The following is a 21,468-nucleotide window of genomic DNA, read 5'->3' as shown; positions in this document are numbered from 1 at the left end:
CAACCTAACCTTGCGCTGCCACTCTCTCAGCTTGGCTCTGTAACTTGTTGAGCGCACTCAAATAAGCCTTGGCAGAAGCCACCACGATGTCGGGATCCGCCCCGACGCCGTTGACGACCCGGCCGGCGTTTTGCAGCCGAACCGTGACCTCCCCCTGACTTTCGGTCGATCCGCTGATCGCATTCACCGAATAAAGCACCATTTCCGCCCCGCTTTTCACGTGACTCTCGATGGCCTTGAGCGAGGCATCGACCGGGCCGTTGCCATCGGACGTACCCGTGACTTCCCGGCCTTGGACCGTGAAGACCACGCGCGCCTGCGGCCGCTCGCCGGTTTCGCTGTGCTGCGCCAGGGAGACGAAGCCGAACTGCTCACCAACGTTCGACCCCTCCTCGTCGCTGACGAGCGCGAGGATGTCTTCGTCAAAAATTTCGCTTTTTCGATCGGCCAGTTCCTTGAAGCGGGCGAAGGCGGTGTTGATGTCGGCCTCGCTCTCCATGGTCACGCCCAGTTCGACCAGGCGCTGCTTGAAGGCGTTGCGCCCGCTGAGCTTGCCCAGCACGATCTTGTTGTGGCTCCAGCCCACATCCTCGGCACGCATGATCTCGTAGGTGTCGCGGGCCTTGAGCACGCCGTCCTGGTGGATGCCCGAGGCGTGCGCGAAGGCATTGGCGCCCACCACCGCCTTGTTCGGCTGCACCACGAAGCCGGTGGTCTGGCTGACCATGCGGCTGGCGGCCAGGATGTGCTGGGTGTCGATGCCGAGCTCGAGCCCGAAATAGTCCTTGCGCGTCTTCACCGCCATCACGACTTCTTCGAGCGAGCAGTTGCCGGCACGCTCGCCCAGGCCGTTGATCGTGCATTCGATCTGCCGGGCGCCGCCGATCTTCACGCCGGCCAGCGAATTCGCCACCGCCATGCCCAGGTCGTTGTGGCAGTGCACCGACCAGATCGCCTTGTCGCTGTTCGGGATGCGCTCGCGCAGCGTCTTGATGAAGTGGCCGTAGAGCTCGGGAATCGCGTAGCCCACGGTGTCGGGCACGTTGATGGTGGTCGCGCCCTCGGCGATCACCGCCTCGAGCACGCGGCACAGGAAGTCCACGTCGCTGCGGTAGCCGTCCTCGGGGCTGAACTCGACGTCGCCGACCAGGTTGCGCGCGAAACGCACCGACAGCTTGGCCTGCTCGAAGACTTCGTCGGGCGACATCCGCAGCTTCTTCTCCATGTGCAGCGGCGAGGTGGCGATGAAGGTGTGGATGCGGCCGCTGGCAGCGCCCTTGAGCGCCTCGGCGGCGCGCGCGATGTCGCGGTCGTTGGCGCGCGACAGCCCGCAGATGGTGGCGTCCTTGATGGCGCCGGCGATCAGCTTCACCGCCTCGAAGTCGCCATTCGAGCTGGCGGGGAAGCCGGCCTCGATGACGTCGACCTTGAGCCGCTCGAGCTGCTTGGCGATGCGCAGCTTCTCGTCCTTGGTCATGGAGGCGCCCGGCGATTGCTCGCCGTCACGCAGGGTGGTGTCGAAAATGATCAGCTTGTCGGTCATCGTGGATCTCCGTGGGTCTGGCGGGCGAGCCGGCGCCGGGCGCCGGCCACGTTCAGGCGGTCTCAGCCACCGATTGTGCGCTGGCCGCGCCCTGGGCCCGCGCCCGCTCCAGTCCCGAGACGATCGCCTTGAGCGAGGCCGAGACGATGTTGGCGTCGATGCCCACGCCGAACAGCGTCTGCTGGTCGATGCGCAGCTCCAGGTAGGCCACGGCCTGCGCGTCGGCGCCGGCGCCGATCGCGTGCTGGTGGTAGTCGATCACGCGGATCGCGTGGCCGGTGGTGGTCGCGAGGGCCTGGATGAAGGCGTCGATCGGGCCGTTGCCACGGCCTTCGATGGGCCGGATCTCGCCCTCCCAGGGCAGGTCGCCGCGCAGAAGCACCGAGGCAGCGGCGCCCTCGCCCTGCTCCTCGAGCACGCGGTGCTGCAGGGCCTGCACGGTCTTCAGGCCGTACTCGCGCTCGAACAGGGCGTAGAGATCGGCGGCGGTCAGTTCCTTGCCGGCCACGTCCATCACCCGCTGCACGACCTGCATGAACTCCATCTGCAGCCGACGCGGCATCTCGATGCCGTACTCGCTCTCGAGCAGGTAGGCCATGCCGCCCTTGCCCGACTGGCTGTTGACGCGGATCACGGCTTCGTAGCTGCGGCCCACGTCCTTCGGGTCGATCGGGAGGTAGGGCATGTCCCAGATGTCGCCTTCCTTGCGCGCCGCGAAGGCCTTCTTGATGGCGTCCTGGTGCGAACCGGAGAACGAGGTGTAGACCAGGTCGCCGACGTAGGGGTGGCGCGGGTGCACCGGAATCTGGTTGCAATGCTCGACCGTGGCGCGGATCTCGTCGATGTTCGAGAAGTCGAGCTCGGGCGACACGCCCTGCGTGTAGAGGTTGAGCGCCACGTTCACCAGGTCGAGGTTGCCGGTGCGCTCGCCGTTGCCGAACAGGCAGCCTTCGATGCGCTCGGCGCCGGACATCAGGGCCAGCTCGCCGGCGGCGGTGCCAGTGCCGCGGTCGTTGTGCGGATGCACGCACAGGATGATCGAATCGCGCCGCTCCAGATGGCGGTGCATCCACTCGATCATGTCGGCAAAGATGTTCGGCGTGGAATGCTCGACCGTGGTCGGCAGGTTGACGATGCACTTGCGCTCGGGTGTCGGCTGCCAGACGGCGGTGACCGCATCGACCACCCGCTTGGAGAACACCACGTCGGTGCCAGAGAACATCTCGGGCGAGTACTGGAAGACCCACTGCGTGCCCGGCTGCTTCGCGGCGCATTCGTTGAACATCCGCGCATGGGTGCTGGCGAGTTCGACGATCTGGTCCTCGTCCATGCCGAGCACCACGCGCCGCATGATCGGCGCCACGGCGTTGTAGAGATGCACGATGGCGCGCGGGACGCCCTGCAAGGCCTCGAAGGTGCGTGCGATGAGGTGGTCACGCGCCTGCGTCAGCACCTGGATCGTCACGTCGTCGGGGATGCGGTCTTCCTCGATCAGCTTGCGCACGAAGTCGAACTCGACCTGCGAGGCCGAGGGAAAGCCGACTTCGATTTCCTTGAAGCCGATCGCCACCAGGGTCTCGAACATGCGCATCTTGCGGTCGATGTCCATGGGCTCGACCAGCGCCTGATTGCCGTCACGCAGGTCCGTCGACAGCCAGATCGGTGCCTTGGTCAGAACGGCGTCGGGCCAGGTGCGGTCCTTGAGGCCGATCGGTGCAAAGGCGCGGTACTTGGCTTGCGGTTGCTTCAACATGACGATTCTTTCGATGGGTGGTTGAACCACCAGCAACCCCAAAAACAAAACGGCCCGTTGCTGGTGCGAACGGGCCGTGATGAGGGATATGCGCGTGCGCTACCGTCTCCGCCCGAAGGGGATGGCTAGTAGGGACAGCGAAATCTTGTTCATGGAAGCCGTGAATGTAGCACAGGCCCGGCTACTTGTGCAGGCCGCGCTCGTCGGGCTCGTCGGTGGAAATACTGATCAGGCTCACCGGCTGGCCCTTGGCCTTGCGCCAGGCGTAGACCACGAAGCCGCTCAGGCCGTAGGCCACGAACACGCCGAACAGCACGGTCGGCGGATGGATGTTGATCACCGCGATGCCCAGCGCGATCAGCACGATCACGGCGAAGGGCACGCTCTTCTTCATCTGCACGTCCTTGAAGCTGTAGAAGGGCGCATTGGTCACCATCGACAGGCCGGCGTACAGGGTGAACGCGAAGGTGAGCCAGGTGATCTGGTTCCACGAGAGGTACAGCACCTCGCCGCCACGTTTGCCCCACTCGGTCATGAGCCAGATGAAGCCCGCGACCAGTGCCGCGGCAGCCGGCGACGGCAGGCCCTGGAACCAGCGCTTGTCGACCACGCCGGTGTTGACGTTGAAGCGCGCCAGCCGCAGTGCCGCACAGGCGCAGTAGACGAAGGCCGCGATCCAGCCCCAGCGCCCCAGGCCCTTGAGCGACCACTCGTAGGCGATCAAGGCGGGGGCGGCACCGAACGACACCATGTCCGACAGCGAATCCATCTGCTCGCCGAAGGCACTCTGCGTGTTGGTCATGCGCGCGACACGACCGTCGAGGCTGTCGAGGATCATCGCGGCGAACACGCCCAGCGCCGCCAGATCGAAGCGCGCGTTCATCGCCATCACGACCGAGTAGAAGCCACCAAACAGCGCCGCCAGCGTGAACAGGTTGGGCAGGATGTAGATGCCCTTGCGGCGCTTGCGCGGCGCGATGTCGTCGGGGAGCGTGTCGTCATGCATGAAAACGGCCTCCGGCAGCGGTGGCACAGGGCTTCTCAGCCTTTGAAATCATGACGGAACGAGGGGGGAAATTCATCACGCGCAGTGTAGTTCAGGCGCCCTGTGCGCCTGGCATGAAAAAAGGCCACCGGATGGTGGCCTTGGCGAGCGGACGCAGTCCGATCAGTTGCGGGTCTGGTCGACCAGCTTGTTCTTCTTGATCCAGGGCATCATCGCGCGCAGCTTTTCGCCGACGACTTCGATCTGATGCTCGGCGTTCAGGCGACGGCGGCTGATCAGCACCGGCTGGCCGGCAGCGGCTTCGAGCACGAAGCTCTTGGCGTATTCGCCGGTCTGGATGTCCTGCAGGACCTTCTTCATGGCCTTCTTGGTCTCGTCGTTCACGATGCGCGGGCCCGTGACGTACTCGCCGTACTCGGCGTTGTTCGAGATCGAGTAGTTCATGTTGGCGATGCCGCCTTCATAGATCAGGTCGACGATCAGCTTGAGCTCGTGCAGGCATTCGAAGTACGCCATTTCGGGCGCGTAGCCGGCTTCCACCAGCGTCTCGAAACCGGCCTTGATCAGCTCGACCGTGCCGCCGCACAGAACCGCTTGTTCGCCGAACAGGTCGGTCTCGGTTTCTTCGCGGAAGTTGGTCTCGATGATGCCGGCCTTGCCGCCGCCGTTGGCGGTGGCGTAGCTCAGGGCCAGGTCACGGGCCTTGCCGCTCTTGTCCTGGTGCACGGCCACGAGGTGGGGCACGCCGCCACCTTGCGTGTAGGTGCTGCGCACGGTGTGGCCCGGGGCCTTCGGGGCGACCATCCACACGTCGAGGTCGGCGCGCGGCTGCACGAAACCGTAGTGCACGTTGAAGCCGTGCGCGAAGACCAGCGATGCGCCTTCCTTGATGTGGGGCGCGACGTCGTTCTTGTAGACGTTGGCGATCTGCTCGTCGGGCAGCAGGATCATGACGATGTCGGCGGCCTTGACCGCTTCGGCCACTTCGGCGACCTGCAGGCCGGCCTTGCCGACCTTGTCCCACGAGGCGCCGCCCTTGCGCAGACCGACCACGACCTTCACGCCGCTGTCGTTCAGGTTCTGTGCGTGTGCGTGGCCTTGCGAGCCGTAGCCGATGATCGCGACAGTCTTGCCCTTGATGAGGCTCAGGTCGGCGTCCTTGTCGTAATAAACCTTCATGATTGCTCCTTCGTTGATCCGTTGGGTGTGAGTGAACTGGAAAACTAGACGCGCAGGATGCGCTCGCCACGCCCGATGCCGCTGGCACCGGTACGCACCGTCTCGAGAATGGCGCCGCGTTCGATGGCCTCGAGGAAGGCATCGTTCTTGGCGTGATCGCCGGTGAGCTCGATCGTGTAGCTCTTGTCGGTGACGTCGATGATGCGACCGCGGAAGATTTCCGCCATGCGCATCATCTCTTCGCGCTCCTTGCCGACCGCGCGCACCTTCACCATCATGAGCTCGCGCTCGGTGTAGGAACCCTCGGTCAGGTCGACCACCTTGACCACTTCGATCAGGCGGTTCAGATGCTTGGTGATCTGCTCGATCACGTCATCGGAACCCGCGGTCACGATGGTCATGCGCGAGAGGCTCGGGTCCTCGGTGGGCGCGACGCTCAGCGACTCGATGTTGTATCCGCGGGCCGAGAACAGGCCCACGACGCGGGAAAGAGCACCGGGCTCGTTTTCCAGCAAGACGGCAATGATGTGTTTCATGTGTGCGAACTCCTCTTTTCGCCGCCCTCCCCTGCGCACGGTAATGCGCAGGCTCGGCGGGCAATAGATTCGTCGAAAGGTGTGGAGTGAACCGGGACCGTCGCCGACCCCGAACGTGGGGTCAGAGGTCTTCGGAACCCAGCAGCATCTCGGTGATGCCCATCCCGGCCTTGACCATCGGGAACACGTTCTCGGTGGGGTCGGTACGGAAATCCATGAACACGGTGCGGTCCTTGAGCTTGCGTGCTTCGCGCAGCGCGGGCTCCACGTCCTGCGGCCGCTCGATCAGCATGCCGACGTGGCCATAGGCCTCGGCCAGCTTCACGAAGTTGGGCAGCGCGTCCATGTAGCTGTGGCTGTAGCGACCCGAGTACTCGATCTCCTGCCACTGCCGCACCATGCCGAGGTAGCGGTTGTTCAGCGCGCAGATCTTGATCGGCGTGTTGTACTGCAGGCAGGTCGAGAGCTCCTGGATGCACATCTGCACCGAGCCTTCGCCGGTGATGGTGAACACCTCGGACTCCGGCTTGGCCAGCTTGATGCCCATGGCGTAGGGAATGCCCACGCCCATGGTGCCCAGGCCGCCCGAGTTGATCCAGCGGCGCGGCTCGTCGAAACGGTAGTACTGCGCGGCCCACATCTGGTGCTGGCCCACGTCGGACGTGATGTAGGCATCGGCGTCCTTGGTCATGTTCCAGAGCGTCTCGACCACGTACTGCGGCTTGATCACGTCGGTGTTGCCGCGGTCGTACTTGAGGCAGTCCTTGCTGCGCCAGGCCTCGATGGTCTTCCACCAGTCGGCCAGCGCGCCGGCATCGGGCTTCTGCGTGGCTTCGCGGATCATCGAGATCAGCTCGGTCAGCACGTCCTTGACGTCGCCCACGATCGGGATGTCGACCTTGACGCGCTTGGAGATGCTCGACGGATCGATGTCGATGTGGATGATCTTGCGCTCGTTCTGCGCGAAGTGCTTGGGGTTGCCGATCACGCGGTCGTCGAAGCGCGCGCCCACGGCCAGCAGCACGTCGCAGTTCTGCATCGCGTTGTTGGCTTCGATGGTGCCGTGCATCCCCAGCATGCCCAGGAACTTGCGGTCGCTCGCGGGGTAGGCGCCCAGGCCCATCAGCGTGTTCGTGACCGGGTAGCCCAGCATGTCGACCAGCGTGCGCAGTTCGTTCGTGGCGTTGCTCAGCAGCACGCCGCCGCCGGTGTAGATGTAGGGACGCTTGGCGTTGAGCAGCAGCTGCAGCGCCTTGCGGATCTGGCCGCCGTGGCCCTTGCGCACCGGGTTGTACGAACGCATCTCGACCTTGTCGGGATAGCCGTGGTATGGAACCTTCTTGAAGGAGACGTCCTTCGGGATGTCGACCACCACCGGGCCCGGACGGCCGGTGCGTGCGATGTGGAAGGCCTTCTTCATCGTCATCGCCAGATCCTTGGGATCCTTGACGAGGAAGTTGTGCTTGACGATGGGCCGGGTGATGCCGACCGTGTCGCATTCCTGGAACGCGTCGAGCCCGATGGCCGCCGTCGGCACCTGGCCCGAGATGATCACCATCGGGATCGAGTCCATGTAGGCCGTCGCGATGCCCGTGACCGCATTGGTCAGGCCGGGGCCGGAGGTGACCAGCGCCACGCCGACTTCGCCGGTCGCACGCGCATAGCCGTCCGCTGCATGCACGGCCGCCTGTTCGTGGCGCACCAGCACATGCTGAATGGTGTCTTGCTTGTAGAAAGCGTCGTAGATGTAGAGAACCGCACCGCCGGGGTAGCCCCAGATGTACTGAACGCCTTCGGCCTGAAGTGCCTTGACCAGCACCTCTGCGCCCATGAGTTCTTGCGATGCGCCGCCTGCAGACGCGGCTGCCGCGGAAGCGATCTCCGCCTTGGAGATTTCCATGATGATGAACCTTTCGAGTTTTCGGGAACGAAAAACCTTGGGTGCCCCTTGCCAACCCTTGTGAGGTCGCGCCAGGACTTGAGGCCAAAGCCATGAGCGGACTGATGTTCCGCCGGACCGTGACCCGTTTGCCTTTGAATTGCAGCGCGCATTATGACACCGAAGGGCCGCTGCGGCGCCGACAGGGCCCTGCGGCGCGCTCGATGCGATAATCGACGTCGACAAGAACACGCCGCTTCCGCGGCAAACGCGACCCCCCACACGGCGCCGAAACGCGCCCTCTTCCGTTGGCCACCGAACAAGAACTCTCAGATTTTCTGAAAAGCGTGGAACGCCGAGCCTTCAAACGCTCGATCTACCACGTGCGGGACGAGGAAGCGGCGCTCGACATCGTGCAGGACAGCATGATGAAGCTGGCGGAGCACTATGGCGACAAGCCCGTCACCGAGCTGCCGATGCTGTTCCAGCGCATCCTGTCGAACTGCACGCTCGACTGGTTTCGCCGCCAGAAGACACGCCGGGCGCTGTTCTCCAATCTCAGCGACTTCGAAACGCCCGACGACACCGGGGATTTCGACCTGCTGGAGAACTTCGTCTCCCCGACCGACTCAAGGGAGACGGAGAGCGCAGAGACCAGCACCGAGCGCGCGCAGGTGTTCCATGAAATCGAAGAACAGATCGCGGCTTTGCCCGGCCGTCAACGCGAGGCTTTCCTGATGCGTTATTGGGAGGAAATGGACGTGGCTGAAACGGCTGCAGCCATGGGCTGCTCCGAAGGCAGCGTCAAAACCCACTGCTCGCGCGCCGTCCATGCGTTGAGCAAAGCGCTCAAGGCCAAGGGAATATCGCTATGAACACCTCGCATCCAGCCCCCGGCCAGACCCCGGAGGCGCAATTCGGCCGCCGCGTCGCGGCCCGTCTGTCCGCTGGGACGGACGCGTTGCCTCACGACATCGGCGAACGCCTGCGCGTCGCCCGCGCCCAGGCGCTGGCCCGGCGCAAGCTGCCGGCACGCGCCGCCCCCGTGGTGGTGGCTTCCGGCGGCGGCACGGCCACGCTCGGCAGCATCTGGTGGACGCGCCTGGGCGCCGTCGTGCCGCTGGTGGCGCTGGTGGCCGGCCTGATCAGCATCAGCGTCTGGCAGGAGGATCAGCGCACCAGCGAACTGGCCGAGCTCGATTCGGCCCTGCTGACCGACGCCCTCCCCCCTGCCGCCTACACCGACCCGGGGTTTGCGCAATTCCTCAAATCCGAAGCTGCCCAGCCGCAGTGACACCTGTTCGCCTCGAACGCCATTTCTCTCCGCATGCCGCTTCACCCTGCCTCCCGTCCGCACGTCCCGTCCAAGCCGCTCGCCGCGTCACGCCCGGGTGCGGTGCTGTGCGTGGGTGCGGCGCTGGTGCTGGCCATGGGCGGCTGGGCAGCGCTCGCCTGTGCCCAAGGCCCGTCCGTCGCAGCGACCGCCTCGTCCCCCTCGGCCACCAAGCCGCCGTCGAAGCCCCTGTGGCGTGATCTCGGCGCCAAGCAGCAGCAGGCGCTGCTGCCACTGGCCGCGCATTGGGACAGCCTCAACGAGGCCCACAAGCGCAAATGGCTCGCTTTCTCGCGCAACTACGCCCAACTGTCGCCGGCCGACAAGACGACCTTGCACAGCCGCATGACCGAGTGGGCCGCCCTGAGCCCGCAGCAGCGCGCCCAGGCCCGCTTCAACTTCGCCGAAGTCAAGCAGGTGCCCGCCGACGAACGCAAGGCCAAATGGGAGGCCTACCAGGCGCTGACACCCGAAGCCAGGCGTCAACTGGCGGAACGCGCCGCCCCCCGCCCTCCCGGCGCGGCCGCCACCATTCGCCCGGTGCCGGCCCAGAAGCTGGCGCCCGTGCTCTCGGGCGGCACCAAGGGCCAGCACACGGCCCGGATCGAACTGACACCCCCACCGCCGCCCGCCCCTTCGGCGGCCGAGCGGCCGGCGCAGCCTATGATCGCGCCACCTTCCGTGGCGGTCGAAACACCGGCACCGGCGCCTGCGCCGGTACTCGCGCCCGCTCCGGCCCCGGCTCCCGTGCCGCCGGCGCGCATGACAGAGCAGCCTTCGTCCGCGCCCTGATCCTTTTTTGTCGATGACTTCGAGTTTTCCTGACGTCGCCGGCGCCGCCGGCGAGCCCGTCAGCGCCCCCCCGCGCCCCACGATGGTGACCCCCGGCCTCTGGCGTCGCATGGCCTGCTGGCTCTACGAGGGCATGCTGATGTTCGCGGTGGTCTTCGTCTCGGCCTGGCTGTTCAGCACGCTGGGCCAGATGCGCGACGCGATGGACTCGCGCCGCTCGCTGCTGCAGGCCTTCCTGTTCGTGATCTTCGGCGTCTACTTCGGCTGGTTCTGGGCCCGCGGCCAGACTTTGGCCATGAAGACCTGGAACATCCGCGTGGTCGACCGCCAGGGCCGTGCCATCTCGCAGGCCCGCGCGCTGCTGCGCTACCTGCTGAGCTGGGTCTGGTTCCTGCCCCCGCTGGCAGCCATCGCGCCCTTCAAGCTCTCGGGTGGCGAATCGGCGCTGCTGGTCGGCGGCTGGGTCATCGTCTGGGCGCTGCTGGCGCGCTTCCATCCGCAACGGCAGTTCTGGCACGACGCCTGGGCCGGCACGCGGCTGATCAGCTCCAAGCCCATGAGCCGCATATGAGCGATTCGGCACCGGTCAACCCGCAGAAGTCGCGCACCGGCCTGCGCCGTGTCTGGCATGCGGCGCTGATCTCCATCGACGGCTACCGCGCCGGCTGGCGCGAGCCGGCCTTCCGCCAGGAGGTGGTGTGCGCCGTCGTGATGCTGCCGGCCGCCTTCTGGGTCGGCCGCAGCTGGGTCGAATCCGCCCTGCTGATCGCCACCGTGGTGCTGGTGCTGGTCGTCGAGCTGCTCAACAGCGGCATCGAGGCCGCGATCGACCGCATCGGCCCCGAGTGGCACAGTTTCTCCAAGGACGCCAAGGACATGGGCAGCGCCGCAGTGCTGCTCTCGATCCTGCTGTGCGGCGGCGTCTGGCTGGCCGCGCTCTGGCAACGTTTTTTCGTTTAGCTCCGTGCCGGGGCCGTCACACGCTCACGGCATGATCGACACATGACCCCCTCTTTTTCGATTTGCGTCTATTGCGGCTCGCGTCCCGGCGAGCGCCCCGAGTTCACCGCGGTGGCCGAAGCCGTCGGCCGCTGGATCGGTGAGCGTGGCGGCCAGTTGGTCTACGGCGGCGGCCGCACCGGCCTGATGGGCACGGTGGCCGAGGCCACGCGCGCCGCCGGTGGCCGCGTGGTCGGCATCATCCCGAAGGCCCTGGTCGACAAGGAACTGGCCAACCGCCTGTGCGACGAGCTGCACATCGTCGACACCATGCACGAGCGCAAGGCCCTGATGGGCGAGCGCGCCGATGCCTTCATCGCGCTGCCCGGCGGCATCGGCACCTTCGAGGAGCTGTTCGAGATCTGGACCTGGCGCCAGCTCGGCTACCACGACAAGCCGGTGGGCATCCTGAACACCGCGGGCTACTACGAGCAGCTGCTGGGCTTCCTCGGCAACTGCGTGCGCGAGGGCTTCATGGGCGAGTGGCAGATGGACCTGGTGCGCAGCGGGCCCGATGCCGAGGCCCTGCTCGAAGCGCTGGTCACCGAAGCGCGCAGCCGGCCAAGCGGCGACAAGCTGGCGGAAATCGTCTAGCGCAGCGCGGTGGAAGAAGCGGTCAGACCGCCGCTTCGCCCTCTTCGCCCGTACGGATGCGCACCACGCGCTCGACCTCGGTCACGAAGATCTTGCCGTCGCCGATCTTGCCGGTGCGCGCGGCGCCGATGATGGCCTCGACGCAGCGGTCGACGTCGGCCTCGTTGGCCACGACCTCGATCTTCATCTTGGGCAGGAAGTCGACCACGTACTCGGCGCCGCGGTAGAGCTCGGTGTGGCCCTTCTGGCGGCCGAAGCCCTTGACCTCGGTCACGGTGAGCCCCGTGACGCCGACCTCGGCCAACGCCTCGCGCACGTCGTCGAGCTTGAAGGGTTTGACGATGACGGTGATGAGTTTCATGGGGCGGGGCATCCTGCGGTGTCTTTTGCCTCTTCGAAGTGAAAAGGCGCCAGACGATTATGTCATCGGCCCTTCACGCGCGTGCACGAGTCCCCGCGACAGCAGGGGCGTCCGCGGGCTGTTAGGCTCCCCGCCGATGCGCGCCAGCTCCCCTCGTCCGACTTTCTTCGCCACCTTCTTCGAATGGTTCAACGGGCAGGCCTATGTGCTGCTCGTGCTCACCATGCTGATCTGGGGCGCCAACGCGGTGGCCGCACGGCTGGCGGTCGGCGAGGTGCCGCCGATGCTGCTGACCTTCCTGCGCTGGGGCATCTGCTGCACCGCTCTGGTGCTGACTTCGCGCGGCCAGATCGCCACGCACTGGCGCACGCTGCTGCCTTCGTGGCGCTACGTGGCCCTGATGGGCACGATGGGCTTCACCGCCTTCAATGCGCTGTTCTACGCGGCGGCGTACCACACGACCGCCATCAACATCGCGATCATCCAGGGCACGATGCCGATGCTGGTGCTGATCGGCAGCTTCTTCTTCTACCGCACGCGCATCACGGCCCTGCAGCTGGTGGGCGTGGCCATGACCATCGCCGGCATCGCCGTGGTCGCCTCGCAGGGACAGCTGGCCGTGCTGACCGGCCTGCAGTTCAACATCGGCGACGTCTGGATGATCATCGCCTGCCTGTTCTACGCGGGCTATGCGCTGGGCCTGCGCCGCCGTCCGCCGGTGCCGGCCATCGTCTTCTTCGCGGCCACGGCTGCGGTCGCCGCGCTGGTGTCGCTGCCGCTGGTGGCAGTGGAGATCGCCATGGGCCAGTCCTACCTGCCGACGGGCAAGGGCCTGCTGTTGATCCTGTTCATCGGCCTGCTGCCCTCCTTCGTCTCGCAGCTGACCTTCATCCAGGCCGTGAGCCTGATCGGCCCCGCGCGCGCCGGCATGTTCATGAACCTGGTGCCGATCTTCGGCCCCTTGCTCGCGGTGCTGGTGCTGGGCGAACCGCTGTGGCTCTACCACGCGGCCGCGCTGGCGCTGGTGCTGGGCGGCATCTACGTGGCCGAACATCTCGGCGCGCGCCGGCCGGCCAAGGCATGAGCATGGCCGATCCCGTGCTGCGCCTCCACGGCGCCCCCTCCGACATCGACGCCACGGCCTGGAACGAGCTGCTGGCCGCCCAGTCCGCGCCCAGCCCCTTCATGCGGCACGAGTACCTCGACGCCCTGCACCGCAGCGGCAGCGCCACGCCCGAGAGCGGCTGGACCGCGCAGTTCGCCACCCTGTGGCGCGGCAAGAAGCTGCTGGCCGCCTGCCCGCTGTACGTCAAGGACCATTCCTACGGCGAGTACGTGTTCGACTGGGCCTGGGCCAACGCCTATGAGCAGCACGGCCTGGCCTACTACCCCAAGGCCGTGGTGGCGGTGCCCTTCACGCCCGTGCCCGGCGCCCGCCTGCTGGCGCGCGACGCCGCGAGCCGTGCACTGCTGGTGCAGGGCCTGCTTCAGTTCTGCAAGCAGGCGGAGCTGTCCTCGCTGCACCTGCTGTTCGGGGCCGACGAGGACATCGCCGCCTGCACCGAAGCGGGCTTGATGACGCGCAACACGGTGCAGTTCCACTGGAAGAACATTGCGCCCGCGCTCGGCACCGAGGCTGCAGAACCATCCAGCGGCTACGCCGACTTCGAGTCCTTCCTCGCCAGTCTCTCCCACGACAAGCGCAAGAAGATCCGCCAGGAGCGCCGCAAGGTTGCCGAGGCGGGCGTCGTCTTCCGCTCGGCGCGCGGCAGCGAGATCACGCCCGCCGACTGGGACTTCTTCTACCGCTGCTACGCCCGCACCTACCGCGAGCACGGCAACGCGCCCTACCTCACGCGCGACTTCTTCCAGCGCATGGCCGACACCCTGCCCGAGGCCTGGCTGCTGTTCGTGGCCGAGCGCGAAGGCAAGCCGATCGCTTCCAGCCTGATCGCGCTGTCGCTCGATGGCAGCGAGGCGCCGCAGGCCGCCTACGGTCGCTACTGGGGCGCGCTCGAGCGCGTGGACTGCCTGCACTTCGAGGCCTGCTACTACCAGCCGCTGGCCTGGTGCATCGCGCACGGTGTGCAGCGCTTCGAGGGCGGCGCCCAGGGCGAGCACAAGATGGCGCGCGCGCTGATGCCGGTCAAGACCACCAGCGCCCACTGGCTTGCGCACCCGGCCTTCGCCGATGCCGTCGAGCGCTTTCTCGAGCGCGAGGGCGCAGGCATCGAGAACTACATGGAACACCTGGACGAGCGCAGTCCGTTCAAGGCCGCCCCCTGATGGCGGCGGACGCGACAATCGGCGCTGTCGCGCACCGGAACCCCGCATGCCTTTTCAGCCTTCCAGATCTTCGTCCCGCCTTTTCCCCGCCCTGCGCCCGGCCCTCGCGGCCGGCCTGAGCACCCTCCTGCTGTTCGCCCCGGCCCATGCCCAGACGCCGCGCGCCATGACCTCTTCCTACAGCCCCGAGAGCTACAAGGCGCGCGAGACCCACGCCGCGGTCGACGTCCGCGTGATCGGCGACGGCGCCCAGCGCGCCTACCTGTTCGTGCCCGCGCGCCCGCGGCCCGTGGGCCAGGTGCCGGTGGTGCTGCTGCACCACGGCTGGCTGGGCATGAGCCCGCTCAACTTCGGCGCCATGATCGACCACCTGGCCCGCAGCGGCCATGCGGTGGTCTATCCGGTTTACCAGGACTCGGACAAGACCTCGCCGCAGACCGTCACCGAAACCGCAGGCGCGGCCAACCGGCGCGCGCTCGACGTGCTGGAAAAGAGCTTCGGCCTGCGGCCCGAGCCCGGTCGCACGCTCTACTACGGTTTCTCGATGGGCGCGGCGATCTCGCTGGGCCTGGCGCTCGACCCGCAACGCTTCAACCTGCCGCCGCCCGACGCCATCGTGCTCACCGGCCCGGGCGACGCGCACCATGTGGCGCGCGGCGAGCTCGGCAAAAGCATCATCGGACCGATCCAGTTGCTGCCGCCCACGCTGCCGATCGCGATCGTGACCGGCGAGGTCGACCCGATCGGCCTGCCCACGGCCCGCAAGCTGATGGCCAAGCTGTGCCACATCCCACGCGAACGCCGCGTGATGATGGTGCTGCCCTCGGACGAGAACAACGGCCGCAAGGTCATGGCGGGCCACGGTTCGCCGGGCGCACCCGACAGCCGCTACGACTTCGCGCTGAGCTCGCAGGACTTCCCGTCCACGCTGATCGGCCGCCCGGTCTACGAAAGCTCGGGATCGCTCAATCAGCTGGATTTCCATGGCTACTGGAAGGTGGTCGACGGCGTGCTCGACAGCCTGCGGCTGGGCACGCTGCAGCCGGTGGTGTTCGGCCTCGGCACGCCCGAGCAGCTGTCGCTGGGCAGCTGGCCCGACGGCACGCCCTACAAGCCGGCGCGGCTCGAAGACCCCTGCCGCTGAGGCGCCTTCGCCTCAGGAGCCGCTGCGGGGTGCCGGCGCAGGGGGCGCCGCGGGATTCAACCAGCGCACGAGGTCCGGCGTGATGAGCCCGGCACCCTCGTCGGAGAGATGGATGCCGTCGGCCTCGCGCAGCCGCACCGGCTTCTTGCCGTCGGCACGCGGCCCGAACTCGCGGAACTCGCCGTTGGCGTCGGCGATCCGGCCCATGGGGTTCCACCAGATGGCGCGCGGCTCGCGGGCCACGGCCTCGCGCGCGATCTCGTTGATGGTCTCCATGCGCGCATTGAACTTGGCCGACTTCATCGGCGGCAGCTGCAGCCACAGCACCAGCGCGCCGTCGCGCGCCAGCATGGCCAGATAGTCGGCGATGCGCCTGGCGTAGACCGCATGCCACTCGGGCGTGCCGAAGGCCTTGACCTTGCCGCCCTCGACGAAGCCCTGGCCGTCGTTGGCACCGATGGCGACGATCACCACGTCGGGCCGCCGGTGCTCGAGCATCAGCGGGTACTCGTTGAGCCAGTCGAACACCTCGGGCCGGGCCAGGCCGGTGGCCGAGCGGTAGGCCTTGAGCGTGACGATGCTGTCGCGGTACGGCGCGAGATCGCGCTGGAGCTGCGCGCTCAGGCCGACGGCCATCACCGAGTCGCCGGCCAGCGCGACGATGCGCGGGCGCGCGGCCGTGGCCTGCGGCAGCGGGGTCAGCACGGTGCCACCTTGCAGCGCCTGGGCCACGGGCAGGGCCTCGACCGGGCCCGCCGGAGGAGCGGCCACGGGCGCCGGGGCGACGGCCACGGCGGGGGCCGAGGCAGACGCGGCGGGCGGCATCGGGGCCGGCACGGGCGCTGATGCGGCAGGCACCGGCACGGCCACCTGCGTCGCCAGCACCATCGCCGGCACCGCCTCCTTGCCATCGTCCTGCGGCATGTCGCTCCAGCCGGTGCGTGCCAGGGTCTCGAGCGCGCGCGGCCGCCAGGCCGCGATGCCCAGTGGCGTGAGCGCGCCGTCGAGCGCCCGCGCGCCCCGCGCCAGTTGCTGCTGCAGCGGGCCGACCTCGAGCCGGTCGGCCCAGACGATCAGGCCGCGCGATTCGAGCAAGGCGATCACGAGCACGAAGCCGGCCGCGACCAGCGCCAGCTGGCGACGGTCGTTGCGCAGCACGCGGCGCAGCATGCTGGGCGAGGAAGAGCGGGTCATCGGCGCCATGCTCAGAACTGGAAGTAGATGAAGGGCGCGATCCCGGTCGGGCCCAGCAGGTCGATCGCGAACACGGCCGTGGCCAGCGCGCCGCCGCGCACCAGCGCGGGCCAGCGCCCGAGGCCGAGCTCGAGCGCATTGAACCACCGGCGCGGCACGTACTGGCCGGCCAGGCCGATGCTCAGCGCGATCAGCACCGGCCCGGTGGCCAGGGTCAGCACGCCGGGCTCGGCCAGCCGGCCGAAGACCGCGAAAGCCAGGTCGAAGCTCGGCGCACGGAAAAACACCCAGGCCGCGCACACCGCATGGAACAGCAGCAGCCGCGCGATCCAGCGCCAGGCCACTGTCGTGCGCCAGCGCACCAGCGCGGGCCAGGGCAAGGCGGCCCAGGCGCGGTGGATCACGAGGTACAGGCCATGCAGCGCGCCCCAGACCACGAAGGTCCAGGCCGCGCCGTGCCACAGGCCGCCCAGCAGCATCGTGACCATCAGGTTGAGGCTGGTGCGCCAGGGGCCGCCACGCGAGCCGCCCAGCGGAATGTAGAGGTAGTCGCGCAGCCAGGTCGACAGCGAGATGTGCCAGCGCCGCCAGAACTCCTGCGGGCTGCCCGAGACATAGGGCGCGTCGAAGTTGCGCGGGAAGCGGTAGCCCAGCAGCAGCGCGCAGCCGATCGCGATGTCGGTATAGCCCGAGAAGTCGCAGTAGATCTGCACCGCGTAGCCGTAGACCGCCAGCAGCATGTCCCAGCCGCCGTAGATGCGCGGGTTGGAGAACACCGGGTCGACCAGCTGCGTGGCCAGCAGGTTGGCCACCACCACCTTCTTGAACAGGCCCACGACGATCAGCATCAGGCCGCGGTTCACGCGCACCGCATCGGGCCGGCGGCGCTCGAGCAGCTGCGGCATGAACTGCGAGGCGCGCAGGATCGGGCCGGCGATCAGCTGCGGGAAGAAGGCCACGTAGAGCAGCACGTCGGGGATGCGTACCGCCTGCTTGAGCTTGCGCCGGTACACGTCGCCCAGCAGCGAGATCGCGTGGAAGACGAAGAAGGACACGCCCAGCGGCAGGGCCACGCTGTCGAGCTGGATCGCGGGCGGCGTGCCGAAGGCGCCCCAGGCGTCGATCAGCGCCAGCAGCAGGAAGGTCGTGTACTTGTAGTGGACCAGCACCGCGAGGCAGACCACCACGCCGAACACCAGCCAGCGCTTGCGCACCCTGGCGTCCTCGTTGCGCTGGATGCGCTGCGCCACCAGCCCCGCGAACAGCGAGATGCCGAACAGCAGCGGCACATAAGCCCAGTTCCAGAAGCCGTAGAAGACATAGCTGGCGATCAGCAGGAAGGCCTTGTGCGCATCCAGCCATCGGCAGAGTCCCCAGGCCACCGCGAGCACGAGCAGGAAGAAGAGGCCGTACTCGACCGTGGGAAACAGCATGGCGACAGAGGCGAGAGGAAGCGGTGAAGGCGATGGATTGTAGGGGCGCGTTTCGCACGCTCCGTCCGCGTGCGCGACAGCGCTGGTATGCACCCCACCACGGACAGGCAGCAAAAAGCGCCACGGCCCCGAGGGGCGGTGGCGCTTCTTCTGCGCAAGGCCGAATTACTTGTTGTAGTTCGCGATGCCGTCCAGGATTTCCTTCTTGGCGGCGTCGATGCCTTCCCAGCCGAGGATCTTGACCCACTTGCCGGCTTCCAGGTCCTTGTAGTGCTCGAAGAAGTGGCTGATGGCCTTCAGGCGCATCGGGTTCACGTCGTCGATCGAATTCCAGTGGCTGTAGATCGGCAGCACCTTGGTGGTGGGCACGGCCAGCACCTTGCCGTCGACGCCCGCCTCGTCTTCCATCATCAGGATGCCCAGCGGACGGCAGGGCACCACCACGCCCGGCAGCAGCGGGTACGGCGCGATCACCAGCACGTCGACCGGGTCGCCGTCGCCGCTCAGCGTCTGCGGCACGTAGCCGTAGTTGGCGGGGTAGTACATCGCGGTCGTCATGAAGCGATCGACGAACAGCGCGCCCGATTCCTTGTCCACCTCGTACTTGATCGGGTCCGAGTTCATCGGGATCTCGATGACCACGTTGAAGGCATCGGGGAGGTTCTTGCCGGGGGAAACTTTGTCGAGGGACATGGTTTTAGCGGTGTAGTGAAAAGTTGGAGGGGGATTCGGACAAACCCGAAGTTTACTTTCGTGGCCTGCCCGACCGCACCACGCCGCGGCTTTTGCCTGTAAATTGCCGCCGTTGGCCAATCGGTCTGTGTCGTTCCACGGTGCAGGCTTCGAGGAAGCAACGCGACGGCAGCCTTGACCCGTACGCGTTGCGCACCGGGTCGGGCTCTCGTCTCCACAAGTCACAACGAACGAATGGAGATGCAAGGCATGATTGGCAACACCCCTCTCGTCCTCGCCATCGTCTGCGGCCTCGTGGCCGTCGGCTATGGCTTCTGGGCCCGCAGCTGGATCCTCGCGAAAGACCCCGGCAACGCCCGCATGCAGGAGATCGCGGCGGCGATCCAGCAAGGCGCCGCCGCCTACCTGGCCAAGCAGTACCGCACCATCGGCATCGTGGGCCTGGTGCTGGCGATCCTGATCGGCCTGTTCCTCGACGCCACCACCGCCATCGGCTTCGTGATCGGCGCGGTGCTCTCCGGCGCCTGCGGCTTCATCGGCATGAACGTCTCGGTGCGCGCCAACGTGCGCACCGCCCAGGCCGCGACGCAGGGCATCGGCCCGGCGCTCGACGTGGCCTTCCGCGGCGGCGCCATCACCGGCATGCTGGTGGTGGGGCTCGGGCTGCTGGGCGTGGCGGGCTTCTACTGGTTCCTCGCGGGCCACAGCCCGGCGCAGGGCCCGGGCCTGGCGGCGCTGCTCAACCCGCTGATCGGCTTCGCCTTCGGCTCCTCGCTGATCTCGATCTTCGCCCGGCTGGGCGGTGGCATCTTCACCAAGGGCGCCGACGTCGGCGCCGACCTGGTGGGCAAGGTCGAAGCCGGCATCCCGGAAGACGACCCGCGCAACCCGGCGGTGATCGCCGACAACGTGGGCGACAACGTGGGCGACTGCGCCGGCATGGCGGCCGACCTGTTCGAGACCTATGCGGTCACGCTGATCGCCACCATGGTGCTGGGCGCGCTGATGGTCACGGCGGCGCCGGTCAACGCGGTGCTCTACCCGCTGGCGCTGGGCGGCGTGTCGATCATCGCGTCGATCATCGGCTGCTTCTTCGTCAAGGCCTCGCCGGGCATGACCAACGTGATGCCGGCGCTCTACAAGGGGCTGGCGGTGGCGGGCGTGCTGTCGCTGATCGCGTTCTGGTTCGTCACCCGCTGGATCATGCCGGACAACGCCATCGCCCCCAGCGGCAGCCAGCTCAAGCTCTTCGGCGCCTGCTTCGTGGGCCTGGCGCTGACCGCCGCGCTGGTCTGGATCACCGAGTACTACACCGGCACCCAGTACAAGCCGGTGCAGCACATCGCGCAGGCCTCGACCACCGGCCACGGCACCAACATCATCGCGGGCCTGGGCGTGTCGATGCGTTCGACCGCCTGGCCGGTGATCTTCGTCTGCATCGCGATCCTGGCTTCCTATTCGCTGGCCGGCCTGTTCGGCATCGCGGTGGCGGCCACGGCCATGCTGAGCATGGCCGGCATCGTGGTCGCGCTCGACGCCTACGGCCCGATCACCGACAACGCCGGCGGCATCGCCGAGATGGCCGAGCTGCCCGCCAGCGTGCGCGCCGTGACCGACCCGCTCGACGCGGTGGGCAACACCACCAAGGCCGTGACCAAGGGCTATGCGATCGGCTCGGCCGGCCTGGCCTCGCTGGTGCTGTTCGCCGACTACACCCACAAGCTCGAGAGCTACGGCCAGGCCATCAGCTTCAACCTGAGCGACCCGATGGTGATCGTCGGCCTGTTCATCGGCGGGCTGATCCCCTACCTGTTCGGCGCCATGGCCATGGAGGCCGTGGGCCGCGCGGCCGGCGCGGTGGTGGAGGAAGTGCGGCGCCAGTTCCGCGAGATCCCCGGCATCATGGAAGGCACGGCCAAGCCCGAATACGGCAAGGCCGTCGGCATGCTGACCGGCGCGGCCATCAAGGAGATGATGATTCCCTCGCTGCTGCCGGTGGTGGTGCCGATCCTGGTCGGCCTGCTGCTGGGCCCCAAGGCACTGGGCGGGCTGCTCATGGGCACCATCGTCACCGGCCTGTTCGTGGCGATCTCGATGTGCACCGGCGGCGGCGCGTGGGACAACGCCAAGAAGTACATCGAGGACGGCCACCACGGCGGCAAGGGCTCCGAGGCGCACAAGGCGGCCGTCACCGGCGACACCGTGGGCGACCCCTACAAGGACACGGCCGGCCCGGCCGTCAACCCGCTGATCAAGATCATCAACATCGTGGCGCTGCTGATCGTGCCGCTGGTGGTCAAGTTCCATGGCGGCGAGGTCGCGGCCGCGCCGGTGACACCGCCCGCGGCCATGGCGCCTGTCGCCGCGCCCGCTTCACCCATGGCCGCGGCCGAGAGCGCGCTGGTGAAGGTGGAGAACGGCATCGTGAAGTTCTACTTCGCGACCGGCAAGGCCGAGGTCGCGCCCGGCGGCCGCGAGGCCCTGGCCGATGTGGTCAAGGCCGTGCAGAGCGGCAGCACCGCGCTGGTCAGCGGCTACCACGACGCCAGCGGCGATCCGGCGAAGAACGCCGAGCTCGCCAGGCAGCGTGCCGAGGCCGTGGGCGAGGCGCTCAAGGCCGCAGGCGCGCCGGCCGACAAGGTCGAGCTGGCCAAGCCTGAGCAGACCCAGGCCGACGGGCCGCCCGCCGAAGCGCGGCGGGTCGAAGTCACGATCAAGAAGTAAGGACGGAAGTCAGAGCGCC

20 protein-coding genes are annotated in these 21,468 nt (G+C 67.5%); 10 read left to right on the top strand and 10 right to left on the bottom strand.

Features of this window, described 5'->3' with window-relative positions; all coding sequences use genetic code 11:
• Positions 1 to 4: 4 nt before the first annotated feature.
• From K0H49_RS28385 to K0H49_RS28360, 6 genes are all read right to left on the bottom strand, one after another.
• Positions 5 to 1,543 carry a 2-isopropylmalate synthase gene (locus tag K0H49_RS28385; protein WP_219219928.1) on the bottom strand — a complete coding sequence of 513 codons (1,539 nt, stop codon included), beginning with the start codon at positions 1,541 to 1,543 and terminating at the stop codon, positions 5 to 7.
• 52 nt (positions 1,544 to 1,595) lie between these two features.
• Complete coding sequence (gene leuA, locus K0H49_RS28380; RefSeq protein ID WP_219219926.1) at positions 1,596 to 3,296, bottom strand: 2-isopropylmalate synthase; 1,701 nt, start codon at positions 3,294 to 3,296, stop codon at positions 1,596 to 1,598.
• A gap of 181 nt (positions 3,297 to 3,477) precedes the next feature.
• Positions 3,478 to 4,302, bottom strand: a complete 825-nt coding sequence (pssA, locus tag K0H49_RS28375) for a CDP-diacylglycerol--serine O-phosphatidyltransferase (protein WP_219219924.1) — start codon at positions 4,300 to 4,302, stop codon at positions 3,478 to 3,480.
• 162 nt (positions 4,303 to 4,464) lie between these two features.
• The gene (gene ilvC / locus K0H49_RS28370) at positions 4,465 to 5,481 is read right to left on the bottom strand and encodes a ketol-acid reductoisomerase (protein ID WP_219219923.1); all 1,017 of its coding nucleotides are present in this window, start codon (positions 5,479 to 5,481) and stop codon (positions 4,465 to 4,467) included.
• A gap of 44 nt (positions 5,482 to 5,525) precedes the next feature.
• Positions 5,526 to 6,017 (bottom strand): acetolactate synthase small subunit, encoded by a 492-nt coding sequence (gene ilvN / locus K0H49_RS28365; RefSeq protein ID WP_219219920.1) that lies wholly within the window; start codon positions 6,015 to 6,017, stop codon positions 5,526 to 5,528.
• A gap of 121 nt (positions 6,018 to 6,138) precedes the next feature.
• Positions 6,139 to 7,917, bottom strand: coding sequence for an acetolactate synthase 3 catalytic subunit (locus K0H49_RS28360; protein ID WP_219219918.1), 1,779 nt, complete (start codon positions 7,915 to 7,917; stop codon positions 6,139 to 6,141).
• A 287-nt stretch (positions 7,918 to 8,204) separates the two neighbouring features.
• On the opposite strand from K0H49_RS28360, the gene K0H49_RS28355 reads away from it, so the two are divergent.
• From K0H49_RS28355 to K0H49_RS28330, 6 genes are all read left to right on the top strand, one after another.
• Positions 8,205 to 8,771 carry an RNA polymerase sigma factor gene (locus K0H49_RS28355; RefSeq protein ID WP_219219916.1) on the top strand — a complete coding sequence of 189 codons (567 nt, stop codon included), beginning with the start codon at positions 8,205 to 8,207 and terminating at the stop codon, positions 8,769 to 8,771.
• The gene (locus tag K0H49_RS28350; protein ID WP_219219914.1) at positions 8,768 to 9,190 is read left to right on the top strand and encodes a DUF3619 family protein; all 423 of its coding nucleotides are present in this window, start codon (positions 8,768 to 8,770) and stop codon (positions 9,188 to 9,190) included. Before K0H49_RS28355 ends, K0H49_RS28350 begins: the two co-directional genes overlap by 4 nt.
• Before the next feature lie 33 nt (positions 9,191 to 9,223).
• Positions 9,224 to 10,021: a DUF3106 domain-containing protein gene (locus K0H49_RS30920; RefSeq protein WP_307886098.1), complete on the top strand. Its 798-nt coding sequence runs from the start codon at positions 9,224 to 9,226 to the stop codon at positions 10,019 to 10,021.
• 82 nt (positions 10,022 to 10,103) lie between these two features.
• Positions 10,104 to 10,592: an RDD family protein gene (locus K0H49_RS28340; protein ID WP_374122439.1), complete on the top strand. Its 489-nt coding sequence runs from the start codon at positions 10,104 to 10,106 to the stop codon at positions 10,590 to 10,592.
• The gene (locus K0H49_RS28335; protein WP_219219910.1) at positions 10,589 to 10,981 is read left to right on the top strand and encodes a diacylglycerol kinase; all 393 of its coding nucleotides are present in this window, start codon (positions 10,589 to 10,591) and stop codon (positions 10,979 to 10,981) included. The genes K0H49_RS28340 and K0H49_RS28335 overlap by 4 nt, the downstream gene beginning before the upstream one ends.
• A 42-nt stretch (positions 10,982 to 11,023) precedes the next feature.
• A complete protein-coding gene (locus K0H49_RS28330; RefSeq protein ID WP_219219908.1) occupies positions 11,024 to 11,614 on the top strand; it encodes an LOG family protein in 591 nt (196 codons plus the stop codon).
• Between the two features lie 22 nt (positions 11,615 to 11,636).
• On the opposite strand, the gene K0H49_RS28325 is transcribed toward K0H49_RS28330, so the two are convergent.
• A complete protein-coding gene (locus K0H49_RS28325; protein WP_183023686.1) occupies positions 11,637 to 11,975 on the bottom strand; it encodes a P-II family nitrogen regulator in 339 nt (112 codons plus the stop codon).
• Positions 11,976 to 12,111: 136 nt separating this feature from the next.
• On the opposite strand from K0H49_RS28325, the gene K0H49_RS28320 reads away from it, so the two are divergent.
• From K0H49_RS28320 to K0H49_RS28310, 3 genes are all read left to right on the top strand, one after another.
• Positions 12,112 to 13,059 (top strand): DMT family transporter, encoded by a 948-nt coding sequence (locus K0H49_RS28320; RefSeq protein ID WP_219219906.1) that lies wholly within the window; start codon positions 12,112 to 12,114, stop codon positions 13,057 to 13,059.
• A gap of 2 nt (positions 13,060 to 13,061) precedes the next feature.
• Positions 13,062 to 14,261 carry a GNAT family N-acetyltransferase gene (locus K0H49_RS28315; protein ID WP_219219904.1) on the top strand — a complete coding sequence of 400 codons (1,200 nt, stop codon included), beginning with the start codon at positions 13,062 to 13,064 and terminating at the stop codon, positions 14,259 to 14,261.
• Between the two features lie 166 nt (positions 14,262 to 14,427).
• Entirely contained in the window at positions 14,428 to 15,405 is a 978-nt protein-coding gene (locus K0H49_RS28310; RefSeq protein ID WP_219219902.1) for an alpha/beta hydrolase, read from the top strand.
• 12 nt (positions 15,406 to 15,417) lie between these two features.
• Here the strand turns inward: K0H49_RS28310 and K0H49_RS28305 are convergent, their stop codons facing one another.
• The 3 genes from K0H49_RS28305 to ppa form a co-directional block, all read right to left on the bottom strand.
• Positions 15,418 to 16,599, bottom strand: a complete 1,182-nt coding sequence (locus tag K0H49_RS28305; RefSeq protein WP_219219900.1) for an SGNH/GDSL hydrolase family protein — start codon at positions 16,597 to 16,599, stop codon at positions 15,418 to 15,420.
• Between the two features lie 11 nt (positions 16,600 to 16,610).
• Positions 16,611 to 18,032, bottom strand: coding sequence for an MBOAT family O-acyltransferase (locus K0H49_RS28300; RefSeq protein WP_219219898.1), 1,422 nt, complete (start codon positions 18,030 to 18,032; stop codon positions 16,611 to 16,613).
• 165 nt (positions 18,033 to 18,197) lie between these two features.
• Positions 18,198 to 18,725, bottom strand: a complete 528-nt coding sequence (gene ppa, locus K0H49_RS28295; RefSeq protein ID WP_219219896.1) for an inorganic diphosphatase — start codon at positions 18,723 to 18,725, stop codon at positions 18,198 to 18,200.
• 249 nt (positions 18,726 to 18,974) lie between these two features.
• On the opposite strand from ppa, the gene K0H49_RS28290 reads away from it, so the two are divergent.
• Positions 18,975 to 21,449: a sodium-translocating pyrophosphatase gene (locus K0H49_RS28290; protein ID WP_219219894.1), complete on the top strand. Its 2,475-nt coding sequence runs from the start codon at positions 18,975 to 18,977 to the stop codon at positions 21,447 to 21,449.
• Positions 21,450 to 21,468 lie beyond the last annotated feature (19 nt).

This window comes from Variovorax boronicumulans, from assembly GCF_019352895.1.
GTDB lineage: Bacteria > Pseudomonadota > Gammaproteobacteria > Burkholderiales > Burkholderiaceae_C > Variovorax > Variovorax boronicumulans_A.
This window is presented reverse-complemented; position numbering and strand designations above follow the sequence as displayed.

What these genes read in the sequence shown, in the direction of transcription:
- K0H49_RS28385 (WP_219219928.1), bottom strand. Translation starts at nt 1,543, where the DNA reads ATGACCGACAAGCTGATCATTTTCGACACCACCCTGCGTGACGGCGAG.
- leuA (WP_219219926.1), bottom strand. Translation starts at nt 3,296, where the DNA reads ATGTTGAAGCAACCGCAAGCCAAGTACCGCGCCTTTGCACCGATCGGC.
- pssA (WP_219219924.1), bottom strand. Translation starts at nt 4,302, where the DNA reads ATGCATGACGACACGCTCCCCGACGACATCGCGCCGCGCAAGCGCCGC.
- ilvC (WP_219219923.1), bottom strand. Translation starts at nt 5,481, where the DNA reads ATGAAGGTTTATTACGACAAGGACGCCGACCTGAGCCTCATCAAGGGC.
- ilvN (WP_219219920.1), bottom strand. Translation starts at nt 6,017, where the DNA reads ATGAAACACATCATTGCCGTCTTGCTGGAAAACGAGCCCGGTGCTCTT.
- K0H49_RS28360 (WP_219219918.1), bottom strand. Translation starts at nt 7,917, where the DNA reads ATGGAAATCTCCAAGGCGGAGATCGCTTCCGCGGCAGCCGCGTCTGCA.
- K0H49_RS28350 (WP_219219914.1), top strand. Translation starts at nt 8,768, where the DNA reads ATGAACACCTCGCATCCAGCCCCCGGCCAGACCCCGGAGGCGCAATTC.
- K0H49_RS30920 (WP_307886098.1), top strand. Translation starts at nt 9,224, where the DNA reads ATGCCGCTTCACCCTGCCTCCCGTCCGCACGTCCCGTCCAAGCCGCTC.
- K0H49_RS28340 (WP_374122439.1), top strand. Translation starts at nt 10,104, where the DNA reads ATGGTGACCCCCGGCCTCTGGCGTCGCATGGCCTGCTGGCTCTACGAG.
- K0H49_RS28335 (WP_219219910.1), top strand. Translation starts at nt 10,589, where the DNA reads ATGAGCGATTCGGCACCGGTCAACCCGCAGAAGTCGCGCACCGGCCTG.
- K0H49_RS28330 (WP_219219908.1), top strand. Translation starts at nt 11,024, where the DNA reads ATGACCCCCTCTTTTTCGATTTGCGTCTATTGCGGCTCGCGTCCCGGC.
- K0H49_RS28325 (WP_183023686.1), bottom strand. Translation starts at nt 11,975, where the DNA reads ATGAAACTCATCACCGTCATCGTCAAACCCTTCAAGCTCGACGACGTG.
- K0H49_RS28320 (WP_219219906.1), top strand. Translation starts at nt 12,112, where the DNA reads ATGCGCGCCAGCTCCCCTCGTCCGACTTTCTTCGCCACCTTCTTCGAA.
- K0H49_RS28315 (WP_219219904.1), top strand. Translation starts at nt 13,062, where the DNA reads ATGGCCGATCCCGTGCTGCGCCTCCACGGCGCCCCCTCCGACATCGAC.
- K0H49_RS28310 (WP_219219902.1), top strand. Translation starts at nt 14,428, where the DNA reads ATGACCTCTTCCTACAGCCCCGAGAGCTACAAGGCGCGCGAGACCCAC.
- K0H49_RS28305 (WP_219219900.1), bottom strand. Translation starts at nt 16,599, where the DNA reads ATGACCCGCTCTTCCTCGCCCAGCATGCTGCGCCGCGTGCTGCGCAAC.
- K0H49_RS28300 (WP_219219898.1), bottom strand. Translation starts at nt 18,032, where the DNA reads ATGCTGTTTCCCACGGTCGAGTACGGCCTCTTCTTCCTGCTCGTGCTC.
- ppa (WP_219219896.1), bottom strand. Translation starts at nt 18,725, where the DNA reads ATGTCCCTCGACAAAGTTTCCCCCGGCAAGAACCTCCCCGATGCCTTC.
- K0H49_RS28290 (WP_219219894.1), top strand. Translation starts at nt 18,975, where the DNA reads ATGATTGGCAACACCCCTCTCGTCCTCGCCATCGTCTGCGGCCTCGTG.